17 protein-coding genes are annotated in these 16,353 nt (G+C 69.7%); 14 read left to right on the top strand and 3 right to left on the bottom strand.

All coding sequences use genetic code 11. The features are described from left to right. Window positions 1-196 precede the first annotated feature (196 nt). The 4 genes from Mterra_RS11020 to Mterra_RS11005 all read left to right on the top strand — a co-directional run bounded on the left by Mterra_RS11020 (window position 197) and on the right by Mterra_RS11005 (window position 5,851). Entirely contained in the window at window positions 197-2,437 is a 2,241-nt protein-coding gene (locus tag Mterra_RS11020) for a transglycosylase domain-containing protein (RefSeq protein ID WP_170159630.1), read from the top strand. 85 nt (window positions 2,438-2,522) lie between these two features. Next, window positions 2,523-5,027, top strand: coding sequence for a type I DNA topoisomerase (topA, locus tag Mterra_RS11015; RefSeq protein ID WP_119315233.1), 2,505 nt, complete (start codon window positions 2,523-2,525; stop codon window positions 5,025-5,027). 3 nt (window positions 5,028-5,030) lie between these two features. Next, complete coding sequence (locus Mterra_RS11010; protein WP_119315232.1) at window positions 5,031-5,291, top strand: hypothetical protein; 261 nt, start codon at window positions 5,031-5,033, stop codon at window positions 5,289-5,291. Beyond that, window positions 5,279-5,851 (top strand): LysE family translocator, encoded by a 573-nt coding sequence (locus Mterra_RS11005; RefSeq protein ID WP_119315231.1) that lies wholly within the window; start codon window positions 5,279-5,281, stop codon window positions 5,849-5,851. The genes Mterra_RS11010 and Mterra_RS11005 overlap by 13 nt, the downstream gene beginning before the upstream one ends. On the opposite strand, the gene Mterra_RS11000 is transcribed toward Mterra_RS11005, so the two are convergent. Further along, window positions 5,801-6,352, bottom strand: a complete 552-nt coding sequence (locus Mterra_RS11000; protein ID WP_027894202.1) for a LabA-like NYN domain-containing protein — start codon at window positions 6,350-6,352, stop codon at window positions 5,801-5,803. The two genes, Mterra_RS11005 and Mterra_RS11000, sit on opposite strands and share 51 nt — an antisense overlap. A gap of 328 nt (window positions 6,353-6,680) precedes the next feature. Between Mterra_RS11000 and Mterra_RS10995 the strand changes: the two genes are divergently transcribed. Then, the gene (locus Mterra_RS10995; protein WP_119315230.1) at window positions 6,681-7,943 is read left to right on the top strand and encodes a S41 family peptidase; all 1,263 of its coding nucleotides are present in this window, start codon (window positions 6,681-6,683) and stop codon (window positions 7,941-7,943) included. On the opposite strand, the gene Mterra_RS10990 is transcribed toward Mterra_RS10995, so the two are convergent. Together Mterra_RS10990 and Mterra_RS10985 are read right to left on the bottom strand one after the other, a co-directional pair. Continuing rightward, window positions 7,926-9,260: a right-handed parallel beta-helix repeat-containing protein gene (locus tag Mterra_RS10990; RefSeq protein WP_119315229.1), complete on the bottom strand. Its 1,335-nt coding sequence runs from the start codon at window positions 9,258-9,260 to the stop codon at window positions 7,926-7,928. The two genes, Mterra_RS10995 and Mterra_RS10990, sit on opposite strands and share 18 nt — an antisense overlap. Window positions 9,261-9,306: 46 nt before the next feature. Then, on the bottom strand, window positions 9,307-9,573 hold the full coding sequence (locus tag Mterra_RS10985) for a hypothetical protein (protein WP_119315228.1): 267 nt from the start codon (window positions 9,571-9,573) through the stop codon (window positions 9,307-9,309). A 489-nt stretch (window positions 9,574-10,062) separates the two neighbouring features. On the opposite strand from Mterra_RS10985, the gene Mterra_RS10980 reads away from it, so the two are divergent. The 9 genes from Mterra_RS10980 to Mterra_RS10940 form a co-directional block, all read left to right on the top strand. Beyond that, complete coding sequence (locus Mterra_RS10980) at window positions 10,063-10,755, top strand: DUF4386 family protein (protein ID WP_119315227.1); 693 nt, start codon at window positions 10,063-10,065, stop codon at window positions 10,753-10,755. Between the two features lie 33 nt (window positions 10,756-10,788). Further along, entirely contained in the window at window positions 10,789-11,556 is a 768-nt protein-coding gene (locus Mterra_RS10975; protein ID WP_119315226.1) for an NAD(P)-dependent oxidoreductase, read from the top strand. A 725-nt stretch (window positions 11,557-12,281) separates the two neighbouring features. Continuing rightward, window positions 12,282-12,692, top strand: coding sequence for an NUDIX hydrolase (locus Mterra_RS10970; RefSeq protein ID WP_119315225.1), 411 nt, complete (start codon window positions 12,282-12,284; stop codon window positions 12,690-12,692). Continuing rightward, window positions 12,670-13,368 (top strand): gamma carbonic anhydrase family protein, encoded by a 699-nt coding sequence (locus Mterra_RS10965; RefSeq protein WP_119315224.1) that lies wholly within the window; start codon window positions 12,670-12,672, stop codon window positions 13,366-13,368. The genes Mterra_RS10970 and Mterra_RS10965 overlap by 23 nt, the downstream gene beginning before the upstream one ends. Before the next feature lie 81 nt (window positions 13,369-13,449). Then, a complete protein-coding gene (locus Mterra_RS10960) occupies window positions 13,450-13,845 on the top strand; it encodes a hypothetical protein (RefSeq protein ID WP_119315223.1) in 396 nt (131 codons plus the stop codon). 70 nt (window positions 13,846-13,915) lie between these two features. Continuing rightward, window positions 13,916-14,362 carry a hypothetical protein gene (locus tag Mterra_RS10955; RefSeq protein WP_119315222.1) on the top strand — a complete coding sequence of 149 codons (447 nt, stop codon included), beginning with the start codon at window positions 13,916-13,918 and terminating at the stop codon, window positions 14,360-14,362. After that, window positions 14,359-14,802: a copper resistance CopC family protein gene (locus tag Mterra_RS10950; protein WP_119315221.1), complete on the top strand. Its 444-nt coding sequence runs from the start codon at window positions 14,359-14,361 to the stop codon at window positions 14,800-14,802. Before Mterra_RS10955 ends, Mterra_RS10950 begins: the two co-directional genes overlap by 4 nt. Before the next feature lie 15 nt (window positions 14,803-14,817). After that, window positions 14,818-15,249 carry a copper resistance protein CopC gene (locus tag Mterra_RS10945; RefSeq protein ID WP_119315220.1) on the top strand — a complete coding sequence of 144 codons (432 nt, stop codon included), beginning with the start codon at window positions 14,818-14,820 and terminating at the stop codon, window positions 15,247-15,249. Window positions 15,250-15,259: 10 nt separating this feature from the next. Beyond that, the coding region (locus tag Mterra_RS10940) for a CopD family protein (RefSeq protein WP_119315219.1) at window positions 15,260-16,353 on the top strand (1,094 nt) is incomplete at its 3' end.

Here is a 16,353-nt window from a genome sequence, read left to right as displayed (position 1 = left end):
GGGAGGGTTTATCCCCCCCAGCCCCCCTTGTTAAGGGGGGTGACAAGGCGCCCCGCGTCTTGCGTTTTGCGTTTTGCGTCTTGCGTACGACGTAGGACGTACGCCCGGCTATCGACCATCGACCCATTTGGGCAAACTCATCGAAACCCCGTAAATTACATTCGTGCGTAGGCTCTGGCACTGGATCAAAATTCTGATGCTGGCGGGGCTGGTGGGCGGCTTGGGGGCCGGGGGATACCTGGCTTACGTGCTCACCCGCGACCTGCCCAGCCTCGAGGCCTTCGAGAACCTGCGCCTCTCGGCCATCAGCGTGCTTTACGACCGCGACGGCAACGCCATCGCCACCAAGGCCTCCGAGGAGGACGGGCGGGCGGTGAGCCGCACGCTGATCCGGCTCTCCGACGTCTCCCCCGCCGCGGTGAGCGCGGTGGTCTTCTCCGAGGACAAGCGCTTCTTCGAGCACTACGGCGTGGACTGGATCCGCCTGATCGGGGGGCTGTACTACACCTTCCGCGGCGACCTGCAGGGCGGCTCGACCATCACCACGCAGGTGGTGAAGAACACCCTGCTGCGCGACATCGCCCTCGAGCGCAAGGGCATCACCGGCCTCGAGCGCAAGCTCAAGGAATTCCCCCTCGCCATCGAGCTCGAGCGGCGCTACTCCAAGCAGGACATCCTCGAGGTCTACTTCAACGTCATCAACTGGGGCGGCAACGCCACCGGCATCTGGGCCGCGGCCAACGCCTACTTCGGCAAGGACCCCTCCCGGCTCACCCTGGCCGAGGGGGCCTACCTCGCCACCCTCATCCCCGGCCCCAACTCCCGCTACCTCGACCTCGAGGGCTCCCGCGCCCGCATGAAGGCCCTGCTCGACGCCATGGTGGCCGACAACTGGATCAGCCCGGCCGAGGCCGAGGCCGCCTGGAAGGAGCCCTTAGTCCCGCTGGGCTGGCAGGCCAAGTACGACGGCAAGGGCAACCTGCTGAGCGCCAAGCTCGTCGATCCCGAAGCGCGCAAGCTCGAGGAATTGCAGGTGCAGGGCGAGCCCTACTTCGTGCTGGCGGTGCAGAACTACATCCGCGAGCGGCTGGGCAACCGCATCCCCTTGGGCGAGGGCGGGCTCAAGATCTACACCACCCTCGACCCCCGCATGCAGCGCATCGCCGAGCGGGCGGTGGCGAACGGGCGCTACCCGGTCAACGCGCAGGCGGCGCTGGCCGCGCTCAACCCCGAGACCGGCGAGGTCTACGCGCTGGTGGGGGCGCGGCCCGGCACCCCCGGCGAGTTCAACCGCGCCACCCAGACCCTGCGCAGCCCCGGCTCGGCGATCAAGCCCTTCGTCTACGGGACCGCCATCGAGGCGGGCTGGACCCAGACCACCACCGTCCTCGACGCCCCCGTGAGCTTCCCCGACCCCTCGAGGCCCGGCGGCGTGTGGCGGCCCAAGAACTTCTCCGGCACCTTCCTCAACGCCTCCGTGACCCTGCGCTACGCGCTCGACATGTCGCTCAACATCCCCGCCATCCGCACCGCCGAGGCCATCGGGGTGCAGCGGGTGGGCGAGAAGCTGCGGGCGGCGGGCTTCTGCGTGGGCCGCGTGGACCCCAAGACCAAGCGCTGCAACTTCGAGCCCAACCTCTCCAACGCCATCGGCGGGGGGGTGGGGATCAGCCCGCTGGGCCTGGCCGCCGCCTACGCGGCCTTCGTCAACGGCGGCTACCGCATCGAGCCGGTGCTGGTGCGCCGCATCGAGAACGCCCAGGGCAAGGTGCTCTTCGAGGCCAAGCCCGAGCGCACCCTGCTCTTCAGCCCCCAGGTGGCCTACATCGTCTGGGACATGCTCAAGGGCTACGTCTACGACTACGACGCCAACACCCGCCCCCGCGGGCTCGCCATCTCGGCGCGGGTCCCCGGCCGGGTGGTGGGCGGCAAGACCGGCACCTCCAACGACGAGGTGGACCTGTGGTTCGCCGGGGCCAGCCCCGGCCTGGTGGCCGCGCTGTGGGTGGGCCGCGACGACAACAAGCCCCAGCGCTGGCGCGACGGCAGCGCCCCCAGCAGCTCCTTCGTGAACCCGCCCGTCTGGGCCGCCTTCATGGAGGAGGCCCTGCGCGGCCGGCCGGCCGGCGACTTCCCCCAGCCCTCGGGGCTGGTGGCCTCGAGGCACGACGTCTTCTCGGGCGCGCCCAGCGAGCGGGGCAAGACCCTGCTGTTCATCGGGCGCGGCACCCGCCCGCAGGAGCAGGGGCAGCAGGGCGCGCAGCAGGCCGCCTTCGTGGTGCCCAACACCAGCAGCGGCGGCACCTTCAGCACCTCGGGCCAGACCATCGCCATCGACGCCGCGACCAACTGCCTCGCCGCCCCCGACACCCCGCCCGAGCGCGTCCGCTACCTCCAGGTGCCCCCCAGCCGCGTCTCGAGCTACCAGTGCGGCTGAGCCCTCCCCGACGCCGAAAACCGGTAACGCGGTAAACTGGCTCACTTGACAGCGGGGGCCGGTCTGCCCCATAAACGTAAGCCGTATGCCGGGTTCAACGCTGGTCATCGTAGAGTCGCCCGCCAAGGCGAAGAGCATCGCCAAGATGCTGGGGCAGGGCTTCGAGGTTCGGGCCAGCAAGGGCCACGTCGCCGACCTTCCCGAACGCGACCTGGGCGTGGACGTCGAGGCCGACTTCGCGCCGCAGTACGAAATTAAGAAGGACAAGAAACCCGTGGTAGACGAGCTCAAGCGGGCCGCGCGGGGCAAGCGCGTGCTCATCGCCACCGACCCCGACCGCGAGGGCGAGGCCATCGGCTGGCACGTGGCGCGGCTGCTCGAGCTCGACCCCCGCGCCCCGCTGCGGGTGGAGTTCAACGAGATCACCCCCAAGGTCGTCCGCGACGCCGTCACCAAGCCCCGCCCCATCGACCAGAGCCTCGTGGACGCCCAGCAGGCCCGCCGGGTGCTCGACCGGCTGGTGGGCTACAAGCTCTCCCCCGTGCTGAGCATGGAGTTCCGCCGCCGCGCCCTCTCGGCGGGGCGGGTGCAGTCGGTGGCGCTGCGCCTGCTCGTCGAGCGCGAGCAGGAGATCGAGGCCTTCGTGCCCCAGGAGTACTGGAGCCTCGAGGCCGGCTTCGAGAGCGAGGCCGCGCGCTTCAAGGCCCAGCTCTACAGCGTCGACGGCGAGCGCCTGCAGGCGGGCGACAAGTTCCTCATCACCGACGAGGCCAAGGCCCAAGCCGTCGCCCGGCGGGCTCGAGCGGTGGAGCGCTACGCCGTCACCAGGGTCGAGCGCAAGGAGCGCCGCCGCTCCCCGGCCCCGCCCTTCACCACCTCCACGCTCCAGCAGGCCGCCAGCGGGCGCCTGGGCTGGACCGCCTCGCGCACCATGCGCGTCGCCCAGCGGCTGTACGAGGGCGTGGACCTGCCCGAGGGCACGGTGGGCCTCATCACCTACATGCGCACCGACTCGGTGCGCGTCTCGCAGGAGGCCCTGGCCGAGGTGCGCAAGGTGATCCCCAAGGAGTTCGGGCCCGGCTACCTCCCCGAAAAGCCCAACTTCTACGCCACCAAGAAGGCCAACGCCCAGGACGCGCACGAGGCCATCCGGCCCACCTACCCCTCCCGCACGCCCGCCAGCCTGCGGGCGCACTTGAGCGAGGAGGAGCACCGGCTCTACGAGCTCATCTGGCGGCGCTTCGTGGCGAGCCAGATGGTGCCGGCGGTCTTCGACCAGACCACCGTGACGGTGGAGGGCGGGGGCCTCAACTTCCGCGCGGTGGGCTCGGTGCTCAAGTTCGAGGGCTTCCTCAAGGCCTGGGGCCGCGAGGAGGGCGAGGACGCCGAGAACCTGCTGCCCTCCTTGCGCGAGGGGGCAGGCGCGAAGCTCCTCGAGCTCGCCACCGAGCAGCACTTCACCGAGCCGCCGCCCCGCTACACCGACGCCTCGGCGATCAAGACCCTCGAGGAGATGGGCATCGGGCGGCCCAGCACCTACGCCCCCACTCTGGAGACCCTCGAGAAGCGGGCCTACCTCGAGCGCCAGGGCAAGAGCCTGCGCCCCACCCAGCTCGGGCGCGACGTGGTGGGCTACTTGCTCAAGGCCTTCCCCGGCGTGGTGGCCTACGAGTTCACCGCCCGCATGGAGGAGCGCCTCGACGCGGTGGAGGACGGCAAGGCCGAGTGGCCCAAGGTGGTGCGCGAGTTCTACCAACCCTTCCTCGACGAGTTCGCCAAGGTGCCCCAGAAGACCTGCCCCAAGTGCGGGCGTCCGATGGAGCTCAAGGTCAGCCGCTTCGGGCAGTTCATGGGCTGCACCGGCTACCCCGAGTGCAAGCACACCGAGCCGCTGGTGCAAAAGCGCGAGGCCGAGCCCATCGGCGAGACCTGCCCCAAGTGCGGCCGGCACGAGCTCGTGCGCAAGTACGGCCGCTACGGCAGCTTCATCGCCTGCACCGGCTACCCCGGGTGCGACTACACCCGCGACGAGTCGCCCTCGACGGGCCTGGAGTGCCCCAAGTGCCACGCGGGTGAGGTGGTGCAGAAGATCTCCAAGCGCGGCAAGCCCTACTACCGCTGCAACAACAAGACCTGCGACTTCCTGGTCTTCGACCCCCTGGCCGAGGGCAAGTGCCCGGCGTGCGGCTGGAACGAGCTCAAGCGCAAGCGCGGCGGTTGCTCCAACCCAAGCTGCGAGCGCTACGCCTACCCCGACATCGACAAGGGCAAGACCGCGCGCGGCACGGCCAAGGGCAAGGCGGCCAAGGCCGGCAAGGCGAAGGCGCCGGCCAAGAAGGCCGACGGCAAGCCTAAGGGCAAGACCTCCGAGAAACCGGCCGCCTGGGCCGACCTCGAGCCCTTCCTCTCCGCCGTCTCCGGCCAGGACGCCGAGATCGTGCGGCGCATCGAGGGCCAGACGCAAAGCGTCTCGGCCGTCGCCCGCGCCCTCGACCTCCCCGAGGCCGACGTGCGGGCCGCGCACAAGCGGGCCATGTTCAAGCTGCGCATGGCCTACGGCCGGGCCAGGAAAGAAGCCGTCGGCGCCTGAGCGATGAAGCTGCACCTCGTCCGCATGGCTAAGGCCCAGGGCCAGGCCCGCTTCCCCGGCGTGGAAGGCTTCGAGGCCCGGGTGCTGCGCGCCCCCGAGGCCGTGGACGAGGCCCGCATGTACCTGGTGCTCGAGGGCGAGCTCATCATCGACCTGCCCGACAAGAGCTACCTCCACCTGCGCCGCAACGAGGCCGCCCACCTCCAGCACCCGCACAACCTCGTCCCCGTCGAGTCCGTGGTGGTGGTGGTGTGGAAGCCTTAGCCCTGGGTTTCTCGCTGGGCCTGTGGGCCGGGGTCAACCCGGGGCCCCTCACCCTGCTGGTGATCCGGCAGGCCCTCACCCACGGGGCCGGGGCCGCCGCCCTCGCCTCGCTGGCCCCGCTGCTCACCGACTCCTTCGCCATCGTGCTGGCTTTTCTGGTGGCCCGGAGCCTGCCGCCGGGCCTCGAGCGGGCCCTCGAGGCCGTGGGCGGGGCCTTCCTGGTCTACCTCGGCTGCAAAGGCCTGCGCAGGTCCGGCCCCGTCGGCGGCCGGGGCACGGCGCTGAACGGGCTGCGCGACGCGGTGGTGGTGAACCTGACCAACCCCCACATGTACCTCTTCTGGTTCGCGGTGGGGGCCGGGCAGCTCAAGCGGCCCCTGCCGGAGCCGCTGTGGTTCGTGCTGGGCTTCTACCCCGCCATCGTGGGCAGCAAGGCCCTGATCGGGCTGCTGATCGCCCGCTACCGCCACCTGCCGTGGCTCGCGCCGCTGGCCCGCTGGAGCAACGCCCTACTGGTAGCTCTCGGCGGCTACCTGCTCGTAGTGGCCGCGCGCGCGTAGCTGGTCCCAGGGCAGCTCGTCGAGGGGGAAGTAGCGGTCGGCCTGCTGGGCGAGGCGGTAGGAGGAGAGGGTCTGGAAGGTGGTGTTCTCGACCTGCTGGCCCATGTCCTGGATCACCTTGACCACCTCGGCGAAGTCGCCGTCGCCCGAGACCAGCACGGCCACGTCGAAGGCCTTGGCGTAGCTCAAGCGCAGCAGGTCGATGGCGATCTGGATGTCCACGCCCTTCTCCACGAAGCCCTCCCCGCGGCGCTCGAGCCGCCCCAGCCGCACGGTGACGTAGGGGACGCGCTTGAGGTAGTTGAGGAAACTCTGGTGCGCCTTGGCGGCGGGGTCTTCGGCGGGCAGGGGGGCGTTGTAGTAGTAGGCCCGCAGCAGCTTGCGCCCGCCGACCAGGTGCTCGATGAAGGCGATGAAGTCGAGGCGGTAGTCGGAACCCAGGCTCGAGACCAGCCCCTTATAGAGATTGCTCCCGTCGATAAATACGGCGACTTTATCCATGATAAGTACCTCGGGATTCAACTATAGGCCCCTTAGCTGAGAGAGACCTAAAGATAAACCACCGTTCCTCTGAACGGTGGGTGAGAATAAAGGTTCGCTGCAACCGCTTGCGGACTCGTCGTCCAAAGCGACTCCAGCATAGCCGCGGGGCTAGGTGAGTGCAAGATGAAATCCTTCAACCTCGAGCCCCGGCTCGCTCGAGCACCCGGCCTTGGGGGGCGCCCAGGACGGCAGAAAGCCCGGAAGTAGGCCGGGAAACTATAGACCGGGTCGATTTTCCCGGCCCGGCCCAGCCTCGCGCCGGGCGCGAGATGGTGGACAATCGGGTATGGCTCGAGCCCTCCGCCGTCTCGCCGGGCTGTGGGGTCTGCTGCTGCTCGGGCTGGCCCAAGCCAGCCCCGCCGAAGACCTCTTCGACCAGGCCAGCTACTACCTGACCCAGCGCTACATCCGCGCCGACCCGGCCGCCCTCGCCCCGCTCCTCAGCCAGTACCAGAGCAAGCTCAAGGAGGTGTGCGCCCCTGCCCCGGACGCCTGCGGCTTCGAGGCCGCCGGCCGGCTCATCGCCGCGCTGGTGGAGGAATTGGGCGACGGCCACACCCACTACTTCCCCCCTCTCGACTACGGGGTCCTCGCCGAGGAGCTCGCGGGCGGGGCGCAGCCGACCTACGGCCTCGAGACCCTGCGCGTCCCGCAGACCCGCGAGCACTGGGTGCTGCGCGTCGATCCGGGCGGACCCGCCGAAAAGGCCGGGCTGCAGCGCGGCGACCGCGTCGTGCTCGCCAACCGCCAGCCCCTGCCCGAGTCGGCGCGCGAGGCCTACCGGCTGCTGGAGTCGCCCAAGAGCGCGGGGCTGAGCCTCGAGCTCACCCTCTCCCGCGCCGGCCGGCGCTGGGCGGTGGTGCTCAAGAGCGTGCTCGGCGAAGGCTCGCCCCTGCCCAGCCTGACCACCCGGCCCGACGGGGTGGGCGTCCTCAGCATCCCCAACTTCGACGCGGCGGGGGCGGTCGGGCCCAAGGTGCACGAGCTGGTGGCCCTGGCCGGCGAGCGCGGGGTGAAGAAGCTCGTCGTGGACCTGCGCGACAACCCGGGGGGGCTGGTGACCGAATTCCTCGCCAGCGCCGGGGCCTTCTTCGACAGCCTCAGCCGCCGCTTCCGCTCGAGGGACGGGGACTTCGAGCAGGGCTACCGCCGGGGGCAGGTCTACGGCAAGGCCGCGGGCGACGAGGAGGCCTACGTGTTCTACACCCTCCGCAAGCCCGCGCGCTGGCGCGGCCCGCTGGCGGTGCTGGTGAACTCGAGGTCGGCCTCGGGGGCGGAGTACTTCGCCGCCGACGTGCAGCTGCGCAGGCGCGGGGCGGTGGTCGGGGAGCGGACCTCGGGCGTGGGCAACACCTCGACCCGCTTCGTGCAGCTCATGGACGGCTCGGGCCTGCAGATCAGCAGCAGCCTGGCCCTGCAGCCCGACGGCAGCCCCTACCCCGAGGCCGTCACCCCCGACCTGATCGTGCCCGACGACCTCGAGGCCCGCAACCGGGGCCAGGACCTGCCGCTGGCGCGGGCGCTGGAGTGGCTAGCCGCCCAGCCTTAGCCCGCCCAGCCCCAGCCAAGCCCGCCACGAGCCCCGCAGGCCGTGCGGGGCGGCGGGGTCTTTGGGGGCGGTGAAGACGGGCTCGAGGGCGTTGCCGCGGATGGTGTTGTCCTCGAGCCGGGGCCTGGCCTGGTCGAGCAGCTTGATGCCGTGCTCCTGGTTGTTCTCGATGAGGTTGCGCCGGACCACCCCGGCGGCGTTGTGCTGGAAGGCGAGGCCCGAGGCCCGGTTGCCCCGCACGGTGTTGTCCTCGAGGGTGGGCACCGCCCAGTCGCGCACCACCACCCCCGAGGTGCCGTTCTCCTCGACGGTATTGCCCCGCGCGGTGAGGGTCGAGCGGTCGGTGATGAACAGCCCGGCCCGCCCGTTGCGGCGCAGCAGGTTGTTCTGCAGGGCGGGGACGGCGCGCAGCGACACCTCGACCCCGTGCTCGCGGTTCTCCTCGACCAGGTTGCCCAGCGCCACCCCTCCGGCCGTGCCGGAGTAGACGACGCCGCTGCCCTGGTTGCCCCGGACGCTGTTGCTCTCCAGGCGTGGGATGGCCTGCTCGGCCACCTCGAGCCCGGCGGAGCGGTTGTTCTGGACGGTGTTGCGGCGGGCCACCCCGCCCGCCGAGCCCCGGTAGTACAGCCCCACCCGGTTGCCCTGCACCACGCTCTCCTGCAGCACCATGAAGCTCTCGTCGCCGAGGATGGCCCCGTAGCGGCGGTTCTGCTCGAACACGTTGCGCAGCGCCCGGCCCCCGCCCTCGTCGAAGACCGCCAGCCCCGCGTAGCCGTTGCCGGCGAAGCGGTTGTCCTCCAGCAGCACCTGGGCCTGATCGGCGACCTCGAGGCCGTAGAGCGCGTTGTCGCGGAACTCGCTGCGGGCGATGCTGCCCCGCGCGCTGCCCCGCACCCACAGCCCGTCGCCGCCCACGCTGTCCTCGTCGTCGAAGACCGCGCCGCTGAAGCGGACGTCCCGGATGTCGAAGACGCCCCCTTCGATCACCGCGACCTCGGCGGGCGTGGTCCCCTGGTGCACCAGGCTGAGCCCCTCCAGCCGCAGGCGGCCCCCGCCCTCGAAGCGCAGCACCGCGCCCGGGCCGCTCGAGACGACGCGGGTCTGGTCGCGCCCCGCCCCCACCAGGCCGATGCCCCGGCTCAGGCGCAGGGGCGAAGCCAGGCGGTACTCCCCGGCGGCCAGCTCGAGCGTGCCCCCCTCCGGCACCTGGCGCGCCAGCGCGGCGAGGTTGTCGCCCGGCTTAGCCCTGACCTGGGCCAAAGCCGCGGGCGACGCCAGCAGGCCCACGGCCAACAGGATGCGCGAGAGGCTCATGCTGCCCTCGAGTCTACCGCCCCGCGCGGCGGCACGCGGGCCATCGTCAGGACTCGAGGGACTCCAGGAACGAACGCTGGAGCTCGGGCGACGGCAGCAGCGCACTGCCCTTGCGCTGCCGCACCCGCCCCGGCCCCCGCACCCCGCGCTGGGCCAGGGCCTGCGCGACGCGCTCGAGGGCGGTCTCAGGGTCCGGCGTGGCCGGATGGAACACCTCGCGCCGCAGCCTGCCCAGCGGGTCGAAGAGATCCACGTGGACCACCACCCTCCCCGCCTCGCGCTGGAAGATCACCTGGTCGAGCCGCCAGCCCATGGGCCTACCCTAGCGGGCCTTGGCGGCTGATACCGTGAGCGGGTCTACAGGGATAGCTGATAGCCGAACGCCCAACGCCGAATGCCGGTACCGTCGTTTGCTGCCTGACGGGGGGGGAGGGGGTGGGAGAAGGGGGGTGCCATGCCTCACGGGCACAGACGCCCGCTGAACCACCTTAGCCCAGAGGACACCCTCATCGCCGGCTACGCCTGAATCCACCGCCTCGAGACCAAGAACTACTGGTCCTTCCTCAGCCGGGTCAACCTCATCCTCTGCGCCGTCAAGCTGCTCCAACCCCGTACCCTCCTCAAGATCGCGGGGTCGGCTAAGCCAAGGCGGCAAACGACGGTATACTCGAACGACGATATACTGGTTCCGGTTCCAGTGGTGATTTTTTCGGTACCTAGCAAGCACGGCCAGGCCTTGGCCCTCGGGTATGTGGTGTTTAGGGGAGTGCTCGAGAAAGCACTCAGACGTTAGGGGGGGAATATGAACAACCTACAGAAGGCCGGTGGCTTCGCGGCGCTCTACCTGGCAACGGCATACCTTTTGGGGCTCGTGCTGTTCATCGTGGTGCTGGACTACCCCAGCATCGTTGACCCTGCCCAGAAGATCGCCCTACTCGTCAATCAGCAGACGATCATGTACGCGACGAATCTGATCCTGTACGTGGTCTTCGGCGTCTTACTGGTCGTGCTGCTGCTGGCGCTCTACGGGCGACTGGGCACGGGCGCTCGAGCCACGATGCAAGTGGCGACCGTGATCGGGTTTATCTGGGCGGGCTCGCTGATCGCCAGCGGCATGGTCTTGAACGCGGGCATCGCCCCTACGGTTGCGCTGTATGGCCAAGACCCCGCTCAGGCCGCGTTGTCCTGGCAGGTATTTGAAGCAGTGGCGAGCGGACTGGGCAACGGGAACGGCGAGATACTGGGCGGCCTGATGACGCTGTTGATCAGTTGGGCTGCTCTGCGAGGCGGCGGGCTCCCCAGGCTGCTCAACTACCTCGGCGTGGTGGTAGGTTTGGTGGGCATCGTCTCGACGGTTCCGGGGCTCGCCGGTTTGGCGGCCATTTTTGGGATGAGTCAAATGGCGTGGTTCGTCTGGTTGGCAGCCATCCTGTTGCGCCCGCTGCCTGCGTCCACCGCTGATCGCGACCCAGCCAAGCAACACACACCGGTGTGATCGGGTTTTGTACCGGATTTCAGGAGGCGCGAGATGACCACCCTTGTGGTTGGGGCAAGCGGGGCGACCGGACGGCTACTGGTGGCGCAATTGCTCGATCGCGGCCAGAGGGTCAGAGCGATTGTGCGCTCGCCCGATAGGCTGCCCGAAGCTCTCACGAACAACAACAACCTGACCGTGATCCGCGCGAGCGTTTTGGAACTCAGTGATGCCGAGATGGCTCAGCACGTCAGCGGCTGCGACGCGGTGGCCTCGTGCCTGGGGCACAACCTGAACGTGAGGGGGATTTTCGGTCACCCGCGCAGGCTGGTGACCGAGGCCACCCGCCGGTTGTGCGATGCCATCAAGGCCAACAGGCCGGAGAAGCCCAGCAAATTCGTGCTCATGAACACGGCGGGCAACCGCAACCGCGACCTCGAGGAGCCCATCTCGTCTCTCCAAAGGTTGGTCATGGGGCTGATTCGTCTGGTGCTGCCCCCGCAGACCGACAACGAGGCGGCGGTGGAGTATTTGCGTACCCAGATCGGGCACCACGACCCGGCGATCGAGTGGGTCGTGGTTCGCCCAGACAGCCTGACCAATCAGGATCAGGTGACCGCCTACGAGCTGCATCCTTCGCCCACCCGAAGCGCGATCTTCAACCCCGGTTCGACCAGCCGGATCAACGTCGGCCACTTCATGGCCGATTTGATCACCGACGACGATACCTGGAACAAGTGGAAGGGGCAGATGCCCGTGATCTATGACAAAGCGCAGCAAGCGGGAGCTGAATTGCCTAAAGGGGCTGCTCGAGGCGGCTAAGTTCGTGCCAGTGATTGATATTGATAAAGGCTATTCGTTCGGCAAACGGCCCGAGGCACTGCGGTCTCTGGGGGCGGGTCGCGCTCGAGGAGGCACAGTTGATACCGGATTCAAAAAGATAATCATCCAACCCAGAACCCTGGAGGCTATCTTTTTGGACCCTAGAGCCCACCCCTCCCTGACGGTCGGCGAAGAAAGCGTCTCCCTTCCAAGGGGCGGTATCGCCCTCCGCTACGCGGATAACTTCGGCCGGCCGCCCCGCCTTGGCGGGGCGGCGTCACCGTTCGGTGACGAACCAACCGAATCGGGTATGAGAGGTTTGCACTCCGTCAAGCGCTGGCGGCTCGAGGGGTGGTGCTCATCCACACCCAATGATTCGATCTGAATTGCCCAAGCAGCCGGAAGAAGCTCTAGCCCCGGCTAGGCCGACTATCTCGACATCATGGACCGGATCACCCTGATCTTCGACCGCTGTTCTTCCCGCTGAGCGGGTTGTTGGTCAACAGCATCTATCTTGCGCTCGAGCCCCGAGCCGGGCTTCAGAGCCCGGAGGCTGTGGCGCATGCGGGGTGATGGCGAAACGCGAAACGCCCAATGCCCGACGCTCTTTCCCTCCCTCCCCGCCGCCGGGGAGGGATCCCCCACAGGCCACGAGCTGACGGCTTCCCACCCCCCGACCCTGTCCCCTTTCCAACCCCTCGCCATGCGGTAACCTAACGAAGAGTATGGGAGCCGAGGCCAAGCCGAGTGAGCGGGTGCTGGGGGCAGGCGGGGTGCTGTTCAACCCGGCGGGCGAGGTGCTGCTGATCCGGGACCGGATGGGGTACTGGGTCTTCCCCAAGGGGCACGTGGACGACGGCGAAACCCCCGAGCAGACCGCCTTGCGGGAGGTGCTCGAGGAGACCGGCATCGAGGGGGAGGTGCTCGGCGAGCTGCCGCCCACCCGCTACACCAACAACAAGGGGATCGAACGGGAGATCCGCTGGTTCTTGATGAAGGGGCAGGGGCGCGTCCGCCTCGAGCCCGGCCTCACCGGGGCGGGCTTCTTCGAGCTCGAGGAGGCCCGCCGCCTGCTGGCCTTCCCCCAAGACCTCGAACTGCTGGAGGCAGCCTATGGCGATTTTTCGGCTCGGTGAGCACGAACCCCACGTTGACGACAGCGCCTTCGTGGCCCCGGGCGCGGTGCTGGTGGGGCAGGTGGAGGTCGCGGCCAAGGCCTCGGTGTGGTTCGGGGCGGTGATCCGCGGCGACACCGAGAAGGTGGTCATCGGGCCGGGCAGCAACGTGCAGGACGGGGCTGTGCTCCACGCCGACCCCGGCGACCCCTGCCTGCTGGCGGCGGGCGTGACGGTGGGGCACCGGGCGGTGGTGCACGGGGCCATCGTGGAGGAGGGCGCCCTCATCGGGATCGGGGCCATCGTGCTCAACCGGGCCCGCATCGGGCGCGGGGCCGTGGTCGGGGCCGGGGCGGTGGTGCCGCCGGGCATGGAGGTCCCGGCGGGGATGCTGGCGGTGGGGGTCCCGGCCAAGGTGCGCGGCCCCGTCGAGACCCCCGCCAACGCCCCGCGCTACCAGGAGCTCGCCCTACGCTACCGCGCCGAGCTCGTTCCCGTCCCGCCCGCGCAGCGCTACCAGCTCACCATGAAAGGCCAGGACGCGCTCAACCCCTTCAGCGAGGTGCACATGGGCCTGAAGAAGCACAGCCCCGCCGCCCTCAACACCCTGCGGGCCCTGGCGGCCAACCAGTTGGGCAGCCTCGAGCCCGAGGCCATCCAGACCCTCGTGCGCGAGGGCCTGGTGCGGGCCATCTAAAACCCGCGAAAACGCGTACGGGAGGGTGTGGGCCGGCAGCCTCCACCTTCCCCTCATCCAGGCGGCTATAGTGGGCCTGGGATGAGGCCTTCCCTGCCCCGCTTCGCCCGGCAGCCCGTGACGGCATGGGCGTTGGCGTTGCTGTTGCTTGGCGCTTCGAGCCTCATCCACGTCTGCGAGTACCTCACCGCCTCGCACCCGCACCTCACCTCCCCTGCCCCCGAGCACTCCCACGGGGCGGCACTCCCCCACGCCGAACCGGCCGGCAAGCCCCACCCCCTGCAAGCCCACGCCCACCTGGGCGAGTGTGCGCTATGCGTCGCGCACGCCATCCAGGTCGCGCCCCCGGCGCAGGTGCCCGGGCGCGGCCTATTCCTCCTCGCCCTGTCCGCCCTCTCGGCCTCAGCGCTGGTGCCGGGGCCGGTCCGGCTCCTGCCCTACTCCCCCCGGGCCCCGCCTCGAGCGCTCTTTTCCTGATTTCAATTCCGATCTGAGACCTCGAGCCCCTGCCCCGGCCCATCGCCGGATTCAAACCCTGGAGTTCATCATGTCCAAACTGCTTCGCCTGGCCGTCGTGGCCCTGTTCACCCTGATCCCCGCCCTGGCCCACCAGCGCATCGAAGTGGGCAACTACCTGCTGATCTGCGGCATGCGCAACGAGCCTTCCTACACCGGGATGCGCTCGGGCCTCGACCTGATGATCCGCACCAAGGACGGCACCCCGGTCGAGAAGGCCGAGAAGGGCCTAACCATCGAGCTGATCTCCCCCACCGGGACCAAGTACACCTACGTGGGCGACGGCCAAAACGGCCCCAAGAGCTTCTGGGAGTCCTTCAGCGAGAAGGGCCGCTACCAGTCCGACTGGGTGCTGCTGACGCCGGGCCTGTGGAAGGTGCGGGTCTTCGGACAAATTGGCGAGACCCCCATCGACGTGACCTTCGACAGCCCCAGCACCTTCACGGTCAAGGATGGGAAGATGCTGGAACTCAGATGAGACGACTCACCCTGCTCGGGGTGGCCCTGGCGCTGGCCGGGGCTGCCCTGGCCCACAGCTACCTGAAAGAGGCCAGTCCCGCCGCCGGCACGCGCGTGCGCCAGATGCCGGGCGAGGTGCGCCTGGTCTTTGACGAGCCGCTCGAGACCCGCTTCTCGACCTTCAAGGTCTACCGCCTCGAGGCCCCCGCCGAGGCGCTGAGCGACTTCAAGCGCCTCAACGCCCTGGCCGTGCCCCTCTTCAACCGGGTGCTCAAGCAGAAAGGCGACGAGGACGCTCGAGCCGACGCCGGGCTCAGGACTACCGCCCGCAGCACGAAGGAGGTGGTGATCGGCCTGAAGGAGGGACTGAAGCCGGGAGCCTACGTGGTGATGTGGCAACTGCTCTCGGTGGACACCCACACCACCAGCGACTTCTACGTGTTCAGCTACCAGCCCTAGTTCGGAGGTGCGCGGATGCTCAGGAAGCTGCTGCCGGCCCTGTCCCTCAGCCTGAGCCTGGCGCTCGCCCACGGCGGCCCTACCCTCTCCATCCCCAGCGCGGGCGCGGTGGTCCGCCAGATGCCGGGGGAGGTGACCGTGCTCTTCCCCGAGCCCCTGGTGTTGCGGCGCTCGGCGTTCAGGGTGTACGCCCTCGAGGCCAGCCCCGCCCTCCCCCCGGCCCGCCTGCGGCAAGCCGCGGCCGACCTGGCGGGCCGGGTGCTGGGCAAGGCCGACACCAGGGCGCGGGCCGACACCGGCCTCCGGCGCGGCGACTGGGGCCCCAACGCGGCGGTGATCGGGCTCAAGAAGGGGCTCAAACCCGGCGTCTACGCGGTGATGTGGAAGGCCGTGACGGCCGACGGGGCCTCGAGCTCGGGGTCCTTCTACTTCATCTACCGGCCCTGAGGAAAGCGCCATGCACGGACACGGCGAACCCTCCCCGCTCGAGGCCACCCTGCGCGCCCTGCTGTACCTGGGCAGCTTCGGCCTCGTGGGGGCCGGCCTGTTCAGCCGCTGGATCGGGCCGGAGCTGAGCCGGCAACGACCGCGCCGGCTGTGGGGGCTCTTATGGGCGGGGGCCCTGCTGGTGGCGGGCTCGAGCCTCTACCTCGCCTACCACGTGGCCCGGACGCTCGGCTCACCGGAGTTCTTCGCGCCCTACCTGCTCCAGACCCAACAAGGCAACTACCTGCTGCTACGGCTGGGCCTGGCGGCGCTCCTGCTGGCCCTGGGCCCGGGTCGCCCGGCCCCGTTCCAGCGGCTACTGCACGCCGGCTTGGGGCTGGCCTTCCTGCTCACCCTGAGCCTCACCGCCCACGCCGGGGCCAAGGGCGGGCTGGCGCTGGCCGCCGACCTCGCCCACCTCGTCGCCAGCGTGAGCTGGGGCGGGGGCCTCCTGGCACTGGCGCTGGCTTGGGGGCCGAGCCCGCACACCACGAGCGCGGTGCGCCGTTTCTCCGCCCTGGCCCTGCTGGCCGCGGGGCTCTTCGTAGGGACCGGGCTCCTGCTGGCGACGACCCACGCGGGGAGCGTACAACCCGCCACCCTCGCCCAGCACGACTACGGGCGCACCCTGCTCGTCAAGAGCGCGCTGGTGCTGCTGACCCTGGGGCTGGCCGCGGCGAACCGCTGGGTACTGCTCCCCCAGGTGCGGCGGCGAGGGCCGGCAGCGGGCCTGCGGGCGGTGGTGGGGCTCGAGGCCCTGCTCCTGGCGGGGGTGCTGGTCACGACCGGTTTCCTCGCCACGACCGCCCCCCCGGAACGCCACCCCGCCACCCTGCCATCGCCCGGCAACCCCGGCGTGGAGGTGGACGCCCCGCTACCCCAGGGCCGCCTGAGCGGCCGGTTCCAGCTCGACAACCTGGGCCTCCTCCACCTCACCCTCGAGCTGCGCGATGGCTCGGGAAACCGGGTGACCAGCGCCCCCGGCTTCACCTTGATCGCTCTCCAGGACGGCACCCCGCCCCTGCGCCTGGCCGTCCCCCCCGCGCCCCAGGGCAGCTACCACGC

Source organism: Calidithermus terrae, from assembly GCF_003574345.1.
Taxonomy (GTDB): Bacteria; Deinococcota; Deinococci; order Deinococcales; family Thermaceae; genus Calidithermus; species Calidithermus chliarophilus.
The sequence above is the reverse complement of the archived record's forward strand: the minus strand, read 5'-3'. Positions and strand labels throughout refer to the sequence as shown.